Below are 21,639 nucleotides of genomic sequence, written 5' to 3'. Positions count from 1 at the left end.
CCAGACACTTAACGCAAGCTAGCATTAAGTGTCTGGTTTCTAATTTGTTCTTATTCAACGCCGATTTCTGCACGTACTACTTCAGCAATTTTATCAACGTAATAATCAACTTTTTCTTGTGTTGGCGCTTCGGCCATCACACGTAACAATGGTTCTGTTCCAGAAGGACGAACTAAAATACGACCTTCGCCATTCATTTCTGCTTCTGCTTGTTCGACAACTGCTTTGATTGCCGGAACTTCCATTGCACCATTTTTATCTGTGACACGAATATTGACTAATTTTTGTGGATAAATCGTCACTTCATCCGCTAATTCAGATAATTTTTTGCCCGTTTGCTTCATAACATTCAACAATTGAATCCCCGAAAGCATGCCATCACCTGTTGTGTTGTAATCTAAAAAGATCATGTGACCAGATTGTTCGCCACCAAAATTGTAATCATTTTTACGCATTTCTTCTACAACATAACGATCACCCACTTGCGTTACCACATCTTTTAAGCCAATTTCTTCTACAGCTTTATGGAAACCTAGATTACTCATCACCGTTGTAACGATTGTATCTTTTTTCAAACGTTTTTTCTCAGCTAAATACTTGGCACAAATATACATGATTTTATCACCATCGATAATTCGTCCTAATTCATCGACCGCAATAATTCTATCGCCGTCGCCATCGAAAGCCAAACCAGCATCTGCGCCTTTTTCAACAACCATTTCTGCCAAAGCTTCAGGATGAGTGGAACCCACACCATCATTGATATTCAATCCATTAGGACTTGTTCCCATTGTATAGAAATCTGTCTCTAAATCTGCGAAGACACGATTGACTGCTGTTGCGGTTGCTCCGTTGGCAGCATCTAAACAAACAGTCATATCTGCTAAATCGCCAGGAATACTTTGAACTAAAAATTGCGAATATTTTAGTAAGCCTTCCGGAAATTCATCTAACGAGCCTAAGCCTTCTGCAGAAGGTCTTGGTAAGGCGTCTTCTTCTGCGTCTAACAATGCTTCAATTTCTGCTTCTTGATCGTCTACTAATTTGAAGCCATCTGCCCCAAAAAACTTAATCCCATTGTCTTCCGCAGGATTATGTGAAGCTGAAATCATTACGCCAGCGGATGCTTTTTGTAAACGAGTTAGATATGCTACACCAGGTGTTGAAATCACCCCTAATTGGAAAACTTCAATCCCGACTGATAATAACCCAGCAATCAATGCTTGTTCCAACATCTCACCTGAAATACGTGTATCGCGGCCTACGAGAACACGAGGTTTTCTTGAACTATCTTCATGTTGACTCAACACATAACCACCGTAACGCCCTAATTTAAAGGCTAATTCAGGTGTTAACTCCTTATTTGCAATTCCTCTTACACCATCTGTTCCAAAATATTTACCCATTTTGATTCTCCTTAGTCACTTGATTCTCTGTATTTTCAGTTGAACCAGCAGTTGTACTTTCTACTGTTGATCCCTCACTTGTTGTTTCAGAAGTATTTGATTCTACTTGACTGGATGTACTTGGTTGTACTGCTTGGCTACCTGAGCCAACCGTTGTTGAACTTGCAGGTTCCTCTGAAGTTTCATTTGTATTTGATGACTGTTGTTGATTGTACACGGGGCTCAAAGAAACGTCAACCTCATCTGGTGTAACTACGTATTCTCCATTAACGGGAATAGTCACTGATTGTTTTGTTTCTTTGCGAATATCAGAAATATCTACCGGTACCTCAATTGATTCTAGCGTATCTAAAATTGATTGCGGACCACTGACCCTAACTTGGTACGTTGATAAACTATAATTGTAATGAGCGATCCCAGCAGGTGGCGTACCTGTCATACTAACATTCAGTGGTACATCTTTTGTTGGCGCAGTTAAGCCTACTGTTACTTTGACTTGTGGTGCTGGATTTTCGATACTTAGGACTTGACCTTTGGCATCTAGCGCTTGGACATTTACCGTTTGTTTAATCGTATCAATTGTTTGTTTGGCACTTGAGACTGGCGCAATCACTTTGTCAATTGCTTTCGCTGTTTCTTCTCCAGTTGTTACTTCTACAGTTTTTGGATCTACAGAAATATTTTTTACTTTGTAGCCTTCTTTTTCAATGTTATCAGAAAGTTGTGCTTCTACATCGAATTTTTTTGTTACTCTCTTTTCAATCGTTACAGTCACTGTTTTCGGTTCAATTTCAGCTGTAACAGCTGAACTTAGTCCCCGAACTGTCAAAGGCACTTCCGAAGTCCCTAATGGCAATTTGGTTAAGTCTGCGACCACTTGGAAATTTCGTGTGTCAGCATTTGATTCCATGTTTAATTGAATGCGGTTCGCACTACGCAAATGAACATTCACACTCTCTTCAAATCCAGAGACATAATATTTGTCTTTATCGTATTGGACTTGGACAGGAATATTATTCAATGTTTCACTATACGTTTGGCTTGAACCTGAATTGGAGGGATTATTGCCTGTTGCATTGGCATTAAAAAATAACAACAATGCAAACATCAATGAAAGCAAACCATTAAACCAGCTTTTTTGGGAGGCTTTTCTCATTTGCGTTTAACCCCCTTTGTTACATCATCGATAAAATGCTGCAAAGCACTTTTTTTATCTTCCGATGATTCCGAAATTAACTCCTTACGCAAAATTGTTAAATACTCTTCTTGCGTTAGTCCAGGAATTAATTCATTGTTCAACGTCAAACTAACGTCACCAGTTTCTTCAGAAACAACAATCGTAATGGCGTCACTGACTTCACTGATACCGACTGCGGCTCTATGGCGCGTTCCAAATTCTTTTGGAATTAAATTGCTTTCTGATAGCGGTAAATACGCACTAGCAACAGCAATTTTTTCATTTTTGATAATCACTGCACCATCATGTAGTGGTGTATTTGGAATGAAAATATTAATCAGTAATTCACCAGTAATATCGGCATCCAAATCAATACCTGTCTCAATGTATTCATCTAAACCAGTATTGCGTTCAATGGTTATCAAAGCACCAATTTTCCGTTTTGACATGTACTGAATGGCTTTGTCAAAGGCCTGAATAATACGCTCATCTTCTTGTTGCGCACCTTTATTCGGGCGGAAAAACGAACTTCTCCCTAGATGTTCCAGCCCTCTTCGCACTTCTGGTTGAAAAATAACAACCGCGGCGATTACACCATACATGATGACTTGATTCATTAACCAAGATAATGTATGTAGACCAATTATCTCACTTAGAATGCGGATAATGATAAAAACAGCGACACCTTTTAATAGTTGAACTGCTTTTGTTCCACGAACAAGCATGATTAATTTGTAAACGAGGTACCATACGACTAGGATATCTATGATATTGATAACAAAATCCTTAGATAAGAAATCCGTTGAGATGACTTGCTGCCAATAATTCAAATCTAATAATTGATTCAATTGAAACGACATCATACCCCTCACTTCTCTCTCAAGATTTCCTAACAAGTATACCACATTATTTTCTTTCATCACAGAACGCAAGCGGAAACATCAAAAAAATTTAGGAACTTTTTCAAATAACTTGAAATTTTTCATCAAAAAATCGAATTTCTAACTAAAAAACGTGTCCAAGCAAAAAGCTCAGACACGTTTTTTTGACTTCTATTTAATCTTGCTCACGTTGTTTTCTCTTGGCTGCTCGTTCTGCGCGGCGGGCAGCCCTTCTTGCTTCCGCTTCCGGATCAACTGCGCGTTCTTTTTTCACTCGTGGCTTCTCGTTCTCTGGCGCAGTTATTTCTGGTTCACTTTGTTTTTCAAGTTTTGCTCGAATTTTTTCTTCTTGACCAGCTAAACGAGCATAATTATAGAACCGTCTCTTAGCATCATTAATTGTTTTATTAAATAACAATTCCGCTGTATCTGGTTGACTAGATTCTAAGGACGCAAAGCGAACTTGTTGGCGCATAAACTCTTTCATTAATGAAAAATCTGGTTTTTTGAAATCCAGTGTCATTGGTTCTTTGCCTTTTTCTCGCAATAATGGATTATAGCGATATAAAGACCAGTAACCTGAATGAACTGCGTCTTTCGCTTCTTTCAACGTTTGACTCATCCCACCTGCTAAACCATGTGTAATACATGGTGTATAGGCAATAATAATCGATGGTCCAGGGAATTTTTCTGCTTCTTCAAAAGCTTTAATCGTCTGCATTTGATTTGCACCTGAAGCAATTTGGGCGACATAGACATTTTCATAAGTCATTGCCATCATCCCTAAATCCTTTTTAGAGGCATATTTCCCACTGGCAGCAAATTTCGCAATCGCTGATGCCGGAGTTGCTTTGGAAGTTTGGCCACCTGTATTGGAATAGACTTCATTATCTAGAACTAACATATTCACATCAGCGCCACTAGCTAACACGTGGTCAATACCGCCGTAGCCAATATCGTAAGCCCAGCCGTCTCCACCAATCATCCACTGACTTGGTTTAACAAAAAGATCTTGATCGTCATAAATTGCTTCCAATAAAGGTTGATTCGTTTTTTCTTCAAGCAAAGCTGCACGTAATTTAGCTGCACGTTGTTGCGTACCTTCACTTTCGGACAGATGTGCTATCCAATCTTCCATCAATAAACGTAAAGAATCACTGGCTACAGAAAAAGCTTTGGTCATTTTACTAGCTAAACGTTCGCGACGCGCTTGCGTTGCTAACAACATGCCGTAACCAAACTCGGCATTATCCTCTAAAAGAGAATTTGACCAAGCTGGACCTTGTCCTTGTTCATTAGTAGTGTAAGGTGTCACACCCGCTGCAGCACCCCAAATCGATGAGCAACCTGTTGCATTAGCAATTAGCATTCGGTCACCAAACATTTGCGTCAATAATTTAACATAAGGCGTTTCGCCGCAACCAGAACAAGCACCAGAAAACTCTAATAAAGGTTTATTAAATTGCGAACCTAAAACAGTATTCGGTTTTGCTGGGTTTTCCTTTTGACGTAACGTCATAGCAAACGCCCAGTTCATAGCCTGCTCTTTTCCTTCTTCATAAGGTTTCATTACTAAAGCTTTGCCTTTAGCTGGACAGGCTTCAACACAAAGACCACAGCCAGTACAATCTTTGACTGAGACTTGGATACGATATTTCAAGCCGTCGGCACCACGTAGATCACGCACAATGAATCCTTCTGGCGCTTCAGTCATTTCTTCTTCATCGGCTAAGAATGGTCGTATCGCCGCATGAGGACATACAAAGGCACACTCATTACACATAGTACATCGATCGCTAATCCACTCAGGTACTTCTAATGCAACTCCACGTTTTTCAACTGCCGCAGTTCCCAAAGGCATCCGCCCATCTGTCATCCCATTTTTCGCTAGTGTCGCAACAGATAATGCATTGCCTTCTTGACGATTAATCGGTTCAACAATTTCATGAACAAAATCACTAACATTTTCTGAACGTTTTCGAGGTTGAACTTCAAGCGTTTTCCACTCTGCTGGAACAGGTACCTGATGCAACAATTCAACGGTCTTATCGATTGCTTGAATATTTTTTTCGACAACTTTCATAGACTTATGACCATAACTTTTCAGTGCTTCTTCTTTTAAAATTGGTAACACTTGCTCAAAAGGCATAATTTGCGCTAATTTGAAGAAAGCTGTTTCCATCGCGGTATTAATTCGCCCGCCTAGTCCGACTTCACTAGCTAATTTCACTGCATTGATTGTATAAAACTGAATCTCATTTTCAGCTAGATACCGTTTTAATTGGTTGGGCAAAAAACGTGCCAGTTGTTCATCATTCCAAATGGTATTTAAGAGGAAAGTACCGCCTTTTTTTAACCCTTTTACTAAATCATAGGTATGCAAATAAGCGGCTGTATGACAGGCCACAAAATCAGAATGTTCAATGAGGTACGTTGAGCGAATGGGTGTCTCGCCAAAACGTAAATGAGAAACGGTCAACCCACCTGATTTTTTTGAATCGTAATAGAAAAAGCCTTGTGCATACTTGTCTGTATGATCACCGATAATCTTAATTGCTGACTTGTTCGCCCCTACTGTCCCATCAGAACCAAAGCCCCAAAATTTAGCTTGATAGGTTTTCGGATTCGTCAAATCAAGTGGTTTGCCAACTTCTAATGAAGTATAAGTTAAATCATCATCAATCCCAATTGTAAAACGCTTCTTCATGGCAGAACGTTCTTTCATTAATTCATCAAAAACCGCAACAATTTGATTTGGCAATACATCTTTAGAACCTAAACCATAGCGCCCACCAATAATCGTTGGGCGAATATCCGTTTCATACATCGCACTTTGGACATCCAATAATAACGGTTCACCACCAGCACCGGGCTCTTTCGTCCGATCCAAGACAGCAATTGCTTTAACTGATTGTGGTATTTTTTCAAGAAATGTTTCAACTGGAAATGGTCGATAAAGATGGACATTAAGGAAGCCAACTTTTCTTCCTTGTTCTTGTAAATAATCAACCGTCTGTTCAATTGTTTGTGCAACTGAACCCATCGTGACGATCACTTCTTCTGCATCTTCTGCGCCATAATACGTCACCAAATCATAATTGGTTCCCCGTAACCGGTTAATTTCTGTCATATATTTTTGAACAATACCAGGTAATTTTTCATAATAAGGATTTATTGTTTCTCGTTGTTGAAAGTGAATATCTGGATTTTGGTTCATTCCACTAACGGAAGGGTGATTCGGATTCATGCTCCGACGACGGAATTCGGCTAATTTCTCTTGATTTACTAAGGGTGCTAATTCTTCATAGTCAAGAACTGCCACTTTTTGAATTTCATGACTTGTTCTAAAGCCATCAAAAAAGTTCATAAATGGAACACTCGCTTCAATCGAAGCCAAGTGAGCCACTGGTGCCAAATCCATCACTTCTTGCACACTGCTTTCTGACAACATAGCAAAGCCTGTTTGGCGCGCGGCCATTACGTCTCCTTGATCACCAAAAATATTTAAAGCATTTGTGGTTAAAGCTCGGCTCGCCACATGAAAAACAGATGGTAATAGTTCTCCAGCTATTTTGTACATATTAGGAATCATTAAAAGTAACCCTTGTGAAGCCGTATAGGTCGTGGTAAGCGCGCCTGTTTTTAAAGAGCCATGGACCACGCCGGCAGCACCAGCTTCCGATTGCATTTCGACTACTTTCACAGGTTGACCAAAGATATTTTTCTTACCTTCGGCCGACCACTGATCAACAAGCTCAGCCATTGTTGAACTTGGTGTTATTGGATAAATGGCTGCTAATTCTGTAAAGGCGTAGGAAATATAAGCAGCTGCTGCATTCCCATCCATTGTTTTCATTTTCCGCATGTTTTTCTCATCCTTTATATCTAAAAAATAGAATAGTTGCACGCATATTCTTGTTTATTATAGCGGAATTTCACAAATTATGAAAGATTTTGTCAATTTTTTTGCTTAAAAATAAAAGAGAAATTTAGAAAAACCCCCTTTTTCCCCTATAAACAAACTATTTCACTGAATTAAAATTACTTTATTTTGTGAAATAGAAATTATCTATTCATTCACAAACTAAAGAACGAAAGAGGAAGATAAGCGTTTCAACTTATCTTCCTCTTTCTAAACATTAAGATTATTAAAAGTAACGGCTTTTAGTACAACTCCAAATATTGTTCTCTTTCCCATTCAGAAACGGTTTGACGGAAGGCTGCCCATTCCATTCGTTTCGCTTCTACAAAATTGGCAAAAATATGACGACCTAATGCATCAATCATTACTTGATCTTTACGTAATTCTTTGATGGCATTGTGTAAGGTTGATGGCAAATCTTCAATTTGTGCATGTTGACGTTCTTCCTCATTCATCACATAAATATTACGATCAACTGCTGGCGGTGGCGTAAGTTCATTACGAATACCATCCAAACCAGCTTGTAATAAGACTGCCATTGTTAAATACGGATTCGCTGAAGGATCGACAGAACGTAATTCTAAACGAGTCGATAAACCACGAGATTCAGGAACTCGAATGAGTGGTGAACGATTTCTGCCGCTCCAAGCTACATAAACAGGTGCTTCATAACCTGGTACCAAGCGTTTATAAGAGTTCACTGTTGGGTTACATACCGCAGTATAGGCACGGGCATGTTTTAATAAACCACCTAAGAAATGATAAGCAGTTTGGCTTAAGCCCATCTCTCCTGACTCGTCATAAAAAACATTACCTTCTTCATTAAATAATGACATATTGCAGTGCATACCAGAACCATTAATTCCAAACAAAGGTTTTGGCATAAATGTTGCATGCAAACCATGTTTGCGTGCAATAGTTTTCACAACTAACTTAAACGTTTGAATATTGTCACAAGCATCAACTACATCAGCATATTTAAAGTCAATTTCATGTTGACCAGGTGCTACTTCATGATGCGAAGCTTCCACTTCAAAGCCTAAACTTTCTAACTCTAAAACAATATCACGGCGACAATTTTCACCTAAATCGGTTGGCGCAAAATCAAAATAGCCACCTTTATCATTCAAATCAGTGGTAATTTCACCATTCTCATCTAATTTAAATAGGAAAAATTCTGGTTCTGGTCCTAAGTTAAAAGAAGTAAAGCCTAATTCTTTCATATCTGCTAAGGCGCGTTTTAAATTACCGCGGGGATCTCCGGCAAAAGGGGTACCATCAGGATTGTAAATATCACAAATTAAGCGCGCAACTTTTCCATGGTCGCTTTCCCACGGAAAAATCATCCATGTAGATAGATCAGGGTATAAATACATGTCACTTTCTTCGATACGAACGAATCCTTCAATGGATGACCCATCAAACATCATTTTATTATCTAATACTTTATCTAGCTGACTCACAGGAACTTCAACATTTTTAATTGTTCCCATAATGTCGGTAAACATTAGTCGTAAAAAACGTACGTTTTCCTCTTCTGCAATATGTTTAATCTCTTCTGCCGTTTTGGCTTTTCTTGTCATCGGTCTGATCCCCATCCTTCATTTTTATTGGCTGCTGAAACGTTAAAGCCTTGGTACATTCGATTGGAACGGATTTTGCTGAGTAAGTCCTCCTTGCGAAAGGATTTCGTCGTATAAAATCTGACGAACATCTGCATCGGTTAACGGACGAGTTGCCTCGGCGGTGTTTTTTTGTTCCTCTAATTTCATTTCATACACACGCTTAATCCCTGCCATGTTCAATCCATCAGATAAATAATCTTTAATTTCTAACAAAACATCAATATCATTTAAAGAATACATGCGTCGGTTGCCCTCACTACGTTCTGGATGAATCAATCCCTGTTCTTCATAGTAGCGAATTTGTCGAGCGGTCAAATCCGTTAGTTTCATAACTGTACCAATTGGAAAAACTGACATGGAACGGCGTAACTCTTTTTCTCTCATCTCCATCCTCCTCTCTTAGTTATTTCTTAGAATAACAATAGAATGACAAATTGTCAAGAACTTATGTTAGATTTTCTAACATAAAACAAAAAACCTGATAAATATGGACTTTTCCATCTTTTCACGGCTGATTTTCTCCTACTAATCAAAAAAATAGAAATGATTTGTTTTTACAAATCATTTCTAATCAACTTACCATTTTTTATTCTTTTTCGGATTCAGCCAACCATTTAGACTTTTTTTTCGCAAAGCCTTTCACGATATACCGATTTTCATTTTCAGCATATTCTTCTGAAATCATTAGTGTCATCCGGCGAAGTTCACTTAATAGTTGTCCGTCAGTTGGGCTAATTTCTAATTGATAAGGCTCGAGTAATTCCATCATTTGGGCACGGATAGCTTGAACCAGTCGTTCTTTATCTTCAGAAATTTTAGTTGAGATCAATACATTGGGAAATAAGGTTGGGACAAATTCTTTACTGTCCACTTGATCTCTTTTATTATAAACCGTCAAGCACGGAATATTTTCCAACGCTAATTCTTTCATCAATGTTTGAACTGTGCGTTCATGTTGTAAACGATCTGGCGCACTTGCATCCACCACATGGAGCAGTAAATCCATCGTCCGACTTTCTTCCAATGTCGACTGAAAGGCTTCAATCAGTTGTGTTGGTAAATCTTGAATGAAGCCAACCGTATCTGTCAGAGTAACTTCCATGCCTTGAGGCAATTGCCATTTTTTAGTTAAAGGATCTAACGTTGCAAACAATTGATCCTCTGAATAAGTTCCTGCTGTTGTCAATATGTTGAGAATGGTTGATTTGCCAGCATTGGTATAACCAATCAAGCCAATTTGAAATAGTTCTGAATTTTGTCTTTTCTGGCGGCTTCGTTCACGATGAGCAGTGACTTCTTTTAACTCACGACGGATGCCTAAGATTTTATTCCGAATGTGTCGGCGGTCCGACTCTAATTTCGTTTCACCAGGCCCGCGTGTCCCAATACCTCCTCCAAGTCGGGACAACTGTTTTCCTTGCCCAGCCAAGCGAGGCAATAAATAATCCAATTGTGCTAATTCAACTTGTAACTTTCCTTCTTTGGAGCGCGCACGCAAAGCAAAGATATCCAAAATTAATTGTACACGATCAATTACTCGCACAGCTAACGCTTCAGATAACAGTTGATTTTGACGCGGTGTGAGCTCGTGATTAAAAATCACAAGATCCGCTTCATAGGCATCTGTTAATTGAATTAATTCTTCCAATTTCCCCTTACCGATTACGGTTTGTCGATCAACTTGTGGTCGTTTTTGCGTTAAAACAAACACCACTTCTCCATTAGCGGTTTCCGTTAAATTCGCCAGTTCTTCCATTGATGCAGAAAATGTCTGATAATTTTTTTCCGTCTCAACTCCTACTAGAATCACTTTTTCATGAGTGGTCATCGCCTACTCACTCTCCTTCTGTTGTAGCCATTCCGCTACTTCTTTTTCCAACTTGGGCAAATCTGTTGGCTGCTGAACCAAATCCCACCAATGCGCAGCCATTCGATTTCTAAACCAAGTCAATTGACGTTTGGCATATCGCCGCGATTGCTGTTTGACTGTTTCAACCGCCATCTCTAATGATTGTTCACCGGAAAAATACGGGAAAAATTCTTTATAGCCAATACCTTGAGCTGCTTGTGCATGTGGTTGCTGAAACATCTGTTTTGCTTCTTCCAACAGTCCTTCTGTCATCATTTGATCCACCCGCTGATTAATACGCTCATACAATAAAGCGCGATCTGTTTCCAAACCTAATAAATAATAATCATAGAGACGAGCTGGTTTTTCCTTCGGGGTCAAAATACTATAACCGGTTTTATCAAAGACCTCTAACGCACGAATGACTTTTTTGCGATTATTAAAATGAATGCTGTTAGCCGCTAGAGGATCCTTTTGTTTTAATAACTGCCATAAGGCTTGATTCCCTTTTTCTTCCGCAAATAAATTGTACGTTTCTCTAATTTCAGGCGAGTCATCTATTTCACGACTTCCTAGTTGAAAATCATAAAGGAGTGATTGAATATACAAACCTGTTCCTCCAACGATAATTGGTAGTTTCCCTTTTTCAGTAATTTCTTTGATTTTTTGACGACCCTCTTTCTGAAAATCAGCGGCAGAATATGTTTCGCTGGCTTCGCGGCAATCAATTAAATAGTGAGGAATTCCTTTTTTTTCTGTTTCTGTGACTTTAGCGGTGCCAATGTCTAACGAGCGATAAACTTGCATGGAGTCACCGCTAATAATTTCACCATTAAATTTTTTTGCTAAAGCAATACTTAATGCTGTTTTCCCCACCGCAGTGGGTCCTACAATAACTAATACTTTCTTCAATTATGTTTCTCCTTCTTCTTGCCAATTTTGACGAGCAAATTTTGCTTCCTCAGGAAAATCTGTATGAACGCCTGCCAATTTTAGCTGAAAACAATTTTCCATTTCTTCCATCCGATTAACAGTCCACGGCCGCAGCGGTTTGCCAATTGCGATAAGTTCTTTTTCATGAGCCAACACCCAAGACATTTTTGGATGTAAACTATCGACAAGCGCGAATGCCGGTCCCGCTTGACTTAAATCCTCTGCAGATTCATAAATAAAGGTAATTTCTGTCTTAGGATCAGCTTTTTTTAATTTAACTAAACTTGGAAAATAAAAACTGGAATATAAATAACGAAACGGCCAGTTTTTTTGCTTCATTTGTTGGACAACTTTTTTCTCAATTCCTTCATAATGGATAATATCCGTTTTAAGTTCAATATTCAAAAAACCATTGAATTGTTCTTCTACAAGACAATTTAAAACATCTTCCAATGTTGGAACACATTGAACAGAAGGATTTTTCTGAAACCAGCTTCCAGCATCTAGTTGTTTTAATTCGTTTAATGTTAACTGTTGGATTTCACCATGACCATCTGTCGTACGATCCACCGTTTCATCATGCATAACGATTAAATAACCATCTTTAGATAAGTGAACGTCTAATTCAATTCCTTCAGCACCAACACGAACAGCCTCTCTGAAAGCAATACACGTATTTTCAGGATGGGTGCCTTTACTTCCTCGATGTGCAATAATATCTGTCATGCTCTCACTCCAATCTTGTTTATTGTACCATTGGAGTGAGGTGGGTTCAAATAATGTAGAAAAAAGAAGCCTCTCACAAATGAGTGGCTTCTTTTTAATATATAACAACTAACGCATTCCTGGAGCATTTTTTTCTGTAATATCAAAATTTACCGAATCAATAACTTTGTTAGTATTATTATCAATAATCACAAAGTTCAAACCTTTTTTATTTCTAGACATTTCTGTATCATTTATTTTTACAGAAGCGAATGTTTGATTTTCATAATTAGTATAACTTGAGAATACATCATAATTTAAAGCTTCAAATTTACCAGATAGTCTCGATAATTCTGCATTTGTTTCAACTGTTTTATTGTCTTTTGAAATCACTGCACTTAAAGTCCATGCATTGTTACCTTCGAATTTTACGCCTAGCCCCAAGTCTTTTAAAAGCGACTCTTCCGCTTGTGAAAGATAGACTTGATTACCATAACCACTTAATAAAATAGTATATTGCGTATCAATTAATTTTTGTAAATAATCATTAAGATTAAAAATATTCATCAACTCTGGGTTTCCATTTCTATATATATTGTCCCAATCTTTTTCTGAAACACTTCGCACAGACTCCAAGCCATAATATTTTGCAACAGAACGATTAACTTGTGCATCTGAATTAGTTTTTACATGCGATAAATGATTAGAATAAGCTGAATATTTTGTTGTATTACTATATGATATATCTGGAAACACAGGATTGATATTTCCTTTTTTCTCTTGCTCAACTAAATAACTATATTGTTTTGTCAAATCCAATTTTGACAAGAATATATCACTTACACCAACCATTACGTTCATGAAGAATGTACATGCCAAAATCACATACAAAACACTGTAAATTGGAGAAAACCTGATATTTACTTTATAATTTGGCAGTGACATAGAAAAAGCGATAATCAAGAATAATACAGCCCCATAGTATGAACGTCCATAAGTTAATGCCGTTGGAGACATAATTAATACCAGCATAGTGGCAATTCCAGAAATAAAATATACAACACTTAGGTATACTCTTTTTTTATCTTGACTAATATAAGCATATAAAACAAGCAACAAAATCAGTATAACTAAAAATAATGATAAATTTTCTTTCATTTGTTCAAATATTGTAATGATTCCTGTCATGGCCTTTCTTGGTAAAGACCAAGTACTTCTAGCAAAATAAGTAGCGCGAATCTTATTTCCTGGTGCTAAAGCCATTAACGCCAAACCTATAGCATTACCAGCAACACCCGTGAACATCCATAAAGAAAGCTTTCGTTTTGTATAAAACTGCCAGCCAAGATACCCTAAAACGATAAGTAAAGCTCCTCCAGAGGTATTTTCATTACACCAACCAGCCAAAATTCCTAAAGCAAACATCAAAAAAATCATTAATTTTGTTTTCGTAAAGACGTGTTCTTCAATGATTTCTCTATGATACACATAAAGGAATGAAAGAATAATTAAACTTCCCCAAAGATAATTAGCTGAGCCTGTCTCCCACAAAAACACTTCTCCAAAGGCTGGGGTAAACAACCAAAATAGCACTTGAATAATAATAAATCTAAATGAATTATACTTTTCATCTTGCTTTTGTAAAGTAAGTCTATAAACTAAATATGTTACTATTGTGTATGCCAAAGCGTTAAAAACATTAAAAATTCCTTTTGGTAACAATAAAAATATTCTTGCAATTATATGGACCACTGAACGTCCGGTCCATGTCATGTATTGATTGTATTCATCTATCAGTATTGTCATCCAACTTTTCGTTTTATAAAGGTATTCGTAGTCATCTGCAAGTAATGGTGTTAAATTATTTAAAGTAAGCATCACCAAAAATGTAATAATAATTGAGCATATAAATATCTTCTTTTTATTTAATTTAACTTTCATCTCTGCTTACCTTCCGCTTTTAATTCATAATTAACATATTTATCCAAACCGGATTGAATACTATATTTCGGTTCATAACCAATGGCACGTAATTTAGATATATCCGCTAAGGAATCTTTGATGTCCCCAGCTCGCGCTTCTTTGTATTCAACTGGTAAAGTGACTTTCATAATATCATTTAAAGAAGAAATCAACTCATTTAAATCGGTTGCTTTCCCTGTTCCAACATTATACACTTCCCCAAGTGATTGGTCAGAATGAGCGACAAGATTCAACGCTTGAACCACGTCCTCAACAAAGACAAAATCACGGGATTGTTTTCCATCGCCAAAGATATTGAATGTCACTTCTTGATTGGCTAATAAGCGTTTGTAAGAGTCCATCACAATCGAAATAACGCCAGAATAAGGGGAATTAGGATTTTGGTTTGGCCCATAAACGTTAAAGAAGCGAACAGCGCTTGTTGGAACATCATATAAATGACAATAGTTTAACACATATTTTTCAGAAGCAAATTTATCCACTGCATAAGGCGTTAATGGACGAATTACTGATTCTTCCTGTTTTGGTAAAGTTGGCTCATCACCATAAACCGCTGCAGAAGAAGCAAATACCAAACGTTTTAAATCTTTCTGGTATTTCCGAATTAATTCCAGTAATTGTAACACACTCTCAAAATTCACTTGGTGTGTTTCCACTGGACGTGCTACTGAATCTGCTACACTAGCAATCGCTGCTAAGTGAAAAATGTAATCGAACTGATACTCTTGTAGTACTTTTTCCATTAATTGTTGATCAGTCACGCTGCCTTCAATGAACGTGATATTTTCAGATGTGTTTAAATTTTCAGTTTGACCCATTGATAAATCATCAATGACCACAACTTGATTGTCTTTACTATAATAATTTGCTAAGGTTGAGCCGATAAAGCCGGCACCGCCTGTGATTAGAAATGATTCCACTTTACTCCCCACTTTCAATCAAACATTTATAAATTAACTATTAATCTTTTTTCTTTTTAGAGTACATAAATTTTTTAATTGTTTCAAACAAACCTTTGACTATTTCTAAATTCACAACTAATAAAATAACCAAACAAACGGCCTGTAAAACCATTAATACTGGTCCATTAAATAAGAAAATTAATAAAATTTGAACACTTAAAACAACATGATTAGCAATTAAATTCATAAAGTTTATTTTTACAGTAATAAACTTACTTGTATCATAAATTCGAATCATCCACCCCACAAACAAGCTAATCATCGAAGCCAAACCAACACCTATCAACCCAAAAAGAGAGATAAAAATATAATTTAAAATGATACTTAAAACACCTGAAACAATTGAAGTATTCATTAATCCTTTTGTCTTTTTCTCGGCAATATAAAACTGACCATAGAAACCAATGAATCCGGAATAGATAGCGGAAACTAGTAGAAACGGGGTAACTTGCCAACTAATAAAATATGAACTCTGCACTAAATTAGCTAATAACCATTTTAAAATAACCATAATTGAAGATGCCGTAAGAAACAGAAGAAAACTATAATACTTGAATATATTTGCATGAAATTCTCCTCGTGTTTCAGAATCTCGTTCATCAACTAAAGAGATTTGCCAAGCTTGAGAAAATACAGACTGCATCATCGAAATAATTGAAGGTATTTTATTTGCAACGGCATAAATACCATTAGCACTAACCCCTAAGAAATAAAGGATAAAGTAACGGCTAGCACTATTAACAAACCACCATAATACATCATTAGGAATTGTCGGAATAGAAAACCATAGCATTTCTTTCATGAACGATTTACTGATTAACTTAACAGAAAAATCCTTGAAATATGGAGTCGTTATAGTCAAGTAAATTAATGAAACTATTTCAGCTAAAATAAGCGAAATCAAGTACCCATTTAGTCCCATTTTTAAAACAACTAGAAAATAAATATTTAGCAAGCCAATCGCTAAAGTTTTAATCATTCCATTAAAAGCAAATACGCGTACTTGACCATTACCTCGAGCAAATTGTGCAATAATTTGAGTAAATACTTGAAATGCCAATAAAAACAAAAATGCCAATAAAATTTTGTCAAAAGCCTTTGTCGCTGCCAACAACGGATAGCATACGGCAGTCAGCAAAATTCCTATTAATGCAATAACTGTAGCATTAGTAACAACAGATTTTTTATCTACTTCCTTGTCTAAAGCGAATCGCAAAACTGCAACAGAAATGCCACCAGAAACAATTGGAATCATTAAACTAACTGTTGTTGTTACTAAATCTACTTGACCATATTCTTTTGTCGTTAAATAGTAAGTGTACAATGGTACTAAAACAAAAGAGATTAATTTACTTCCTAGGTTCCCCACTGCAAATATAAATGAATTTCCTACTAATTTTTTATATTTACTCATAACGGTACTCTACGACCTTTCGGAATGAATTTAAACTTTTTAAATATATCATTTTTTACTATACCTCATATATTATTACTTGGACATCTCTTCCAATAATCGATCACCCAATGATTGACTTGCATGACCAGATTCTGAAATACCTAATCTATCTTTAAACGCTGTCACTTTCGTTAGATAATCATCCATGTTGAAAGTTTTGACACTTTCAATAAATCCACCTTGATTAAACGTTACTGGGAACGGCAAATCTATTAAGTCCATTACTAACCCACGATTTTTTTTATATTTTTCATAATCATAAGCATAAATAAAACACTTCTTATTAGAAACTAAAGCCTCACCAATAGTAGATGAATAATCTGTTACGAGCGTATCCGTTGCACATAATAACTCTTGCATATCATTATAGCTTGATGCATCAATAATATTAGGATTCTTCAGGTTTCCTAATATCAATTCCTTATTTTCCGTATCATTTGGATGCAGGCGAACAAATAGCACATATTCTTCTTTAAACTTCTCTGAAAATGTTTTTCTTATTTCTTCTAAAAATAAAGCATTAACTTCCACTAATTGTCCCGCTCTGAACGTTGGCGCGTATAATATAATACGTTTTTTCATTGATAAATCGTAGTAGTTGTATACTTTTTTTATAATTGCTGGATCATTGTTTACGATAATGTCATTTCTAGGAACTCCCTCTCTGAATATTTCTCCATCATACCAGAACATCTTTCCAATATCTTTAAATAAACTAGAACTTTCAAATACCAGTAAATCACACATTTTAGAATCTTTTTTTGCTAATTTTACATATCTTGGTTTTAATTTTTCAGCAGCATTATTTTCAATTCTCTTTAATCCAAAACCAGCATGCCACGTTTGCAAATAAAATTGATTTTTTCTTTTTGGCGGATAAAAACTTTTTCTAGAGTTATCTATCCAAATTTTTGCAGTAAAGAGTTCTATCAATGCTTTTACAGATTTGTTTTTCACCAATCTAATTTCTTTTGGAAATAGATTAGCTTGTGTTTTCAGCACTTCAGGTTTACATAACCAGACTATTTCTAAATCACTACGCTTTGATAAAAGATATTCACAAATATATTTAGGGTTATCTCCATATCCTTTTCCAAAGTAACTTGAGACAACTATTTTATTTTTATTAATTGGTCTCATTAGCAAAAAAGGATAGCAGCAATAAAATACTGCATACCTTCCTACTCTAAGAAAAAGACTTTTGAAAACAAACAATAGTCTAGATAGCTTTGACTCAACTTGATTAATCATACTATTCCCTCTTGTCTTCAATCTTATTTACTTCATCAAAATCACCTAAAATTTTACCTAGTAAAAACCAGAATAAAAAGGCACCTGAGATATTTACCAAAATCATTTCATTATGGAAAAAGCCTGAAAAAGCTAGAGCGAACACACCACAAATACAATAAAAAATTCTGCTAGACAAGAAATTAGTAATCGGTTTAAATAAATACTTTATTACTCTAACAACTTTACCTAAAAGAAATACTACAAAAGTAATTCCTCCTAAAATTCCTGTAGATGCTAAAGTATTTAAATAAGCATTATGGACTGAAAAATTTCGTTGAGCAATATACGTATTAGGTAAAATATCTTGTGCGTAAGCAATCATGTTTTTCGGTGAAGTTCCGAATAACCAACTTGATTGAAATATCTCTATAGCACTTTTCCATATTGTAAAACGCAAGTTTGAAACATCAGTACTCTTAGCAACATCTGGTCTGGTCAAGTCAACTCTTCCTTCAAGCTTTCCAGATACTTCTTTCTTGTCAAAAAACTGTGGAAAATAAGACCAACCTGCTTTAATTAATTTTGTTATTAAATATACAGCTCCAATGACTACCAAGCCGCTAAAAATAGAAATCAATACAGAAATAAATAGATTAACTTCTTTTTTCATTTGGTATTGATACATCCCAAAGAAAACAAAAACAAATGTCGTCATTAATAAAGTGATCAGTCCATTTCTAGAACCAGACAAAATAATATAACTCACATTTAAAAAGATTGACAAAATAATTCCCGATAGTAACCACTTGTTAGTATATTTTTTGCTAAATAGATAATATAAACTTAAAAAAATTGTAACGACACACATGACAGAAGCATAATTAGGATCTGAAAAGACACCGAACAGTCTTCCTTCTAACATTCCTATCCTTAATGGATTCACTCGACTTAACTGAATAGAATAATGATACTGTGTTAGAAACATCCCAAGTGATACAATTACCAACATTGTCCATACTGTAATTAATAAACTACTTATTATTGATAATAAGGTATCAGTATTTTTCTTACTTGCACTAATTCCGTTGTCATAAATAATAAAGAAATACAAAGCTTCCCAAATGATAAATTTTAAATTCCCAAAAATACCATATTTTATATTGACAATACTGGATATAAGCATAATAACCATGAAGAAAAGAAGCAATGGATCATACGTCCAACGATTTTTTTTCAATATCCTTGTGAAAAAATCAGCAGCTAAGACAATGGCTCCGAAAAGAGCTAGCATTGAAAATAATACATTATCAATTTTAGAAGGCAATAAACTATAGGCTCCTACAGCTCTAGCCATTAATAGCAAAAATAAACCAATAATAAAAATATCTTTCCCTTTTTGAAGAAAATAGCTTTCTTTTGTATCCATAAAATTCATTCTTCTCCTGACGTATCTATTGTTTAATCATTTTTTTTAGTTAAATGATTATATTTAAATTTTGCTAATGCATTGTAACAAGAATCATTGACTCTTAATGCTAGCATTGATAATTTGCGACCTTTAGTGAACACGTGATTTTTCATCACGAAAGTGAAATTTGAGTATAAGAATCTCTTTATTGATTCTCTCTGCTCATTAAAATTCTTTTCATTACTAATTGCCATCTTATCTAGGACATCAAAATATGCCCAGCAAATCCTTCTATGAACAGACTCAGCTAGTTCAGGATAACTTTTGTCTACTAAAACTCCATTGTGTTCCCATGCTTCAATAACATCAAAATTTTTCTCCGAAAAAGACAAACCAGTAATACTATCAGCTCTACGATAGTAATAGTATTTTTGTTCTGTATTCGTAACAATTTTTTGGCATTGTAAAAGTAATTCTATAATGATAAATGCATCTTCCACAATTTTTCCTTTTGGATATCTAACTTTATTGAAAAGTTCTTTTTTATATAGCTTATTAACAGCATAAGCATATACATCTGTACTATCAAGAACTGCTTGAATTGCCTCATTTTGAGACAAAATTTTTATCTCTTTTTTATCCGTTAGTCGAGATTCTCTGTTTTCATAAACATCAATCATCCCAACAGTAGCTAATTCTGCTTCATAAGTTACTATCTGATTATACAACGTTTCATACATATCATCCGCAATGTAATCATCACTATCTACGAAACCTAAATACTCACCTGTCGCTATCTCAATTCCAGCATTGCGAGCATCGCTTAGTCCACCATTTTCTTTATGGATAACTTTTACCCGTTGATCTTGTTCAGCAAACTGATCACACATTGCTCCAGAACTGTCTGGAGAGCCATCGTCCACCAGAATTAATTCAAAGTCAGTAAACGTTTGAGCTAAAATAGAGCGTACACATTTTTCTAAATATTTTTCTACATTGTATACAGGAACAATAATACTAATTTTGGGCATATCAATTTCCGCTACCTTCTAAAATTTTAATTGTATGTTTTAATGGTTCTTCCATACTGTTGTACAGTGGCCGCCAACCTAATGCATAGATTTTTTGATTGTCTAGTAGTGCTTTTGTTGCTTTAGAAAACCCTTGTTTTTCTTGGGCGGTGGCTTCTCCATGAATCACTTTTGTTCCAGCCACATTGGCTAATGTTTCCGCAAAAGTACGTAACGTAATATCGCAATGTTCGTTTGAAACATTGTAAGCTTCCCCTTTTTGCCCTTTAACTAATAAAAACAGAAGAGCAGATACAATATCTGCAACATATGCATAAGAATATAGTTGGGTCCCTGCACTTTTTAACACAATGTTTTCTTTATGGACTGCATTCATAATAAATTGAGAAGAAGCTTTACTATCCGAAAGTAACATCGTAGGCCCGAAAGTACGACTAATTCTTGGAATAACAACATCAATACCATATTTCTGAATATAGGCTTGACATAATGATTCACTTGCTCTTTTTCCTTCGGGATAACCGGCCCGTAGCGTGTTACAGTCAATATAGCCGCAATAGTCTTCCGTAAATTTATCAAGATCTCCACGATTTTCTCCATAGATTTCAACAGTTGATAAAAATAACACTTTTTCACTATTCGCTTTGACCGCATAATCTAAAATATGCTGCGTACCAGCAATATTGGTCATAATCGTTCCAATTGGATCACTGGCATATGATTTAGGATGTGTATTACTAGCACAATGCAACACATAGTCACAAGCTTCTGCTATCTGAATTTCTTCTGTGACATCTCCGATAACTATATGGAATAACGGATCTTCTAGATAACTAGTAAATCGCTCTTCTAAACGCGACAATGTTCGTCCCATCGCCCAGATCGAAATATTCGCATTTCTCGTTTTATTTTGGTACATAAGCACATCAATTAAAAAGGTCCCAATCATGCCTGAAGCACCAGTTATAAAAACAGATTTATTAGTTACTTTCGTCCAATCTGGTGTCTTCTCTAAAACTCGTTCAACGTCTGATAAATAATTATCGTCTGTAAATAACATGGTATCCC

General features: G+C 35.8%; 16 protein-coding genes. All 16 read right to left on the bottom strand.

What is annotated here, in order from left to right; translation table 11 throughout:
• Window positions 1-50: 50 nt before the first annotated feature.
• The 16 genes from glmM to IGL80_RS05420 all read right to left on the bottom strand — a co-directional run bounded on the left by glmM (window position 51) and on the right by IGL80_RS05420 (window position 21,631).
• Window positions 51-1,406, bottom strand: a complete 1,356-nt coding sequence (gene glmM, locus IGL80_RS05495) for a phosphoglucosamine mutase (RefSeq protein WP_002359928.1) — start codon at window positions 1,404-1,406, stop codon at window positions 51-53.
• Window positions 1,399-2,562, bottom strand: coding sequence for a CdaR family protein (locus tag IGL80_RS05490; RefSeq protein WP_002359927.1), 1,164 nt, complete (start codon window positions 2,560-2,562; stop codon window positions 1,399-1,401). Before IGL80_RS05490 ends, glmM begins: the two co-directional genes overlap by 8 nt.
• Entirely contained in the window at window positions 2,559-3,443 is an 885-nt protein-coding gene (gene cdaA, locus IGL80_RS05485; protein WP_002389035.1) for a diadenylate cyclase CdaA, read from the bottom strand. The genes IGL80_RS05490 and cdaA overlap by 4 nt, the downstream gene beginning before the upstream one ends.
• Window positions 3,444-3,639: 196 nt before the next feature.
• Window positions 3,640-7,371, bottom strand: coding sequence for a pyruvate:ferredoxin (flavodoxin) oxidoreductase (gene nifJ, locus IGL80_RS05480; RefSeq protein ID WP_002404267.1), 3,732 nt, complete (start codon window positions 7,369-7,371; stop codon window positions 3,640-3,642).
• 257 nt (window positions 7,372-7,628) lie between these two features.
• Window positions 7,629-8,969, bottom strand: a complete 1,341-nt coding sequence (gene glnA, locus IGL80_RS05475) for a type I glutamate--ammonia ligase (protein WP_002356929.1) — start codon at window positions 8,967-8,969, stop codon at window positions 7,629-7,631.
• Between the two features lie 42 nt (window positions 8,970-9,011).
• Window positions 9,012-9,395 carry a MerR family transcriptional regulator gene (locus IGL80_RS05470; RefSeq protein WP_002388239.1) on the bottom strand — a complete coding sequence of 128 codons (384 nt, stop codon included), beginning with the start codon at window positions 9,393-9,395 and terminating at the stop codon, window positions 9,012-9,014.
• Window positions 9,396-9,597: 202 nt separating this feature from the next.
• Window positions 9,598-10,839 carry a GTPase HflX gene (gene hflX, locus IGL80_RS05465; protein WP_085366597.1) on the bottom strand — a complete coding sequence of 414 codons (1,242 nt, stop codon included), beginning with the start codon at window positions 10,837-10,839 and terminating at the stop codon, window positions 9,598-9,600.
• Between the two features lie 3 nt (window positions 10,840-10,842).
• Window positions 10,843-11,772, bottom strand: coding sequence for a tRNA (adenosine(37)-N6)-dimethylallyltransferase MiaA (gene miaA, locus IGL80_RS05460; RefSeq protein ID WP_085366599.1), 930 nt, complete (start codon window positions 11,770-11,772; stop codon window positions 10,843-10,845).
• Complete coding sequence (locus tag IGL80_RS05455) at window positions 11,773-12,519, bottom strand: glycerophosphodiester phosphodiesterase (protein ID WP_085366601.1); 747 nt, start codon at window positions 12,517-12,519, stop codon at window positions 11,773-11,775. It lies immediately after the preceding gene.
• Window positions 12,520-12,627: 108 nt separating this feature from the next.
• Window positions 12,628-14,439, bottom strand: a complete 1,812-nt coding sequence (locus IGL80_RS05450) for a DUF3329 domain-containing protein (RefSeq protein ID WP_085366603.1) — start codon at window positions 14,437-14,439, stop codon at window positions 12,628-12,630.
• A complete protein-coding gene (locus IGL80_RS05445; protein ID WP_085366605.1) occupies window positions 14,436-15,401 on the bottom strand; it encodes a GDP-mannose 4,6-dehydratase in 966 nt (321 codons plus the stop codon). The genes IGL80_RS05450 and IGL80_RS05445 overlap by 4 nt, the downstream gene beginning before the upstream one ends.
• 40 nt (window positions 15,402-15,441) lie before the next feature.
• Entirely contained in the window at window positions 15,442-16,857 is a 1,416-nt protein-coding gene (locus IGL80_RS05440) for a lipopolysaccharide biosynthesis protein (RefSeq protein ID WP_002378502.1), read from the bottom strand.
• Between the two features lie 75 nt (window positions 16,858-16,932).
• A complete protein-coding gene (locus tag IGL80_RS05435) occupies window positions 16,933-18,150 on the bottom strand; it encodes a CDP-glycerol glycerophosphotransferase family protein (protein ID WP_010709665.1) in 1,218 nt (405 codons plus the stop codon).
• Between the two features lies 1 nt (window position 18,151).
• Complete coding sequence (locus IGL80_RS05430) at window positions 18,152-19,558, bottom strand: O-antigen ligase family protein (protein WP_223302463.1); 1,407 nt, start codon at window positions 19,556-19,558, stop codon at window positions 18,152-18,154.
• A 32-nt stretch (window positions 19,559-19,590) separates the two neighbouring features.
• A complete protein-coding gene (locus IGL80_RS05425) occupies window positions 19,591-20,571 on the bottom strand; it encodes a glycosyltransferase family 2 protein (RefSeq protein WP_002407479.1) in 981 nt (326 codons plus the stop codon).
• 1 nt (window position 20,572) lies between these two features.
• Entirely contained in the window at window positions 20,573-21,631 is a 1,059-nt protein-coding gene (locus IGL80_RS05420) for an NAD-dependent epimerase/dehydratase family protein (RefSeq protein ID WP_085366607.1), read from the bottom strand.
• Between the last annotated feature and the right edge of the window lie 8 nt (window positions 21,632-21,639).

Origin of the sequence: Enterococcus sp. DIV2467a (genome assembly GCF_050532945.1) — a bacterium.
GTDB classification, from domain to species: Bacteria; Bacillota; Bacilli; order Lactobacillales; family Enterococcaceae; genus Enterococcus; species Enterococcus faecalis.
Note: the sequence above shows the minus strand (reverse complement) of the source record. Positions and strands in the feature narration are given on the sequence as shown.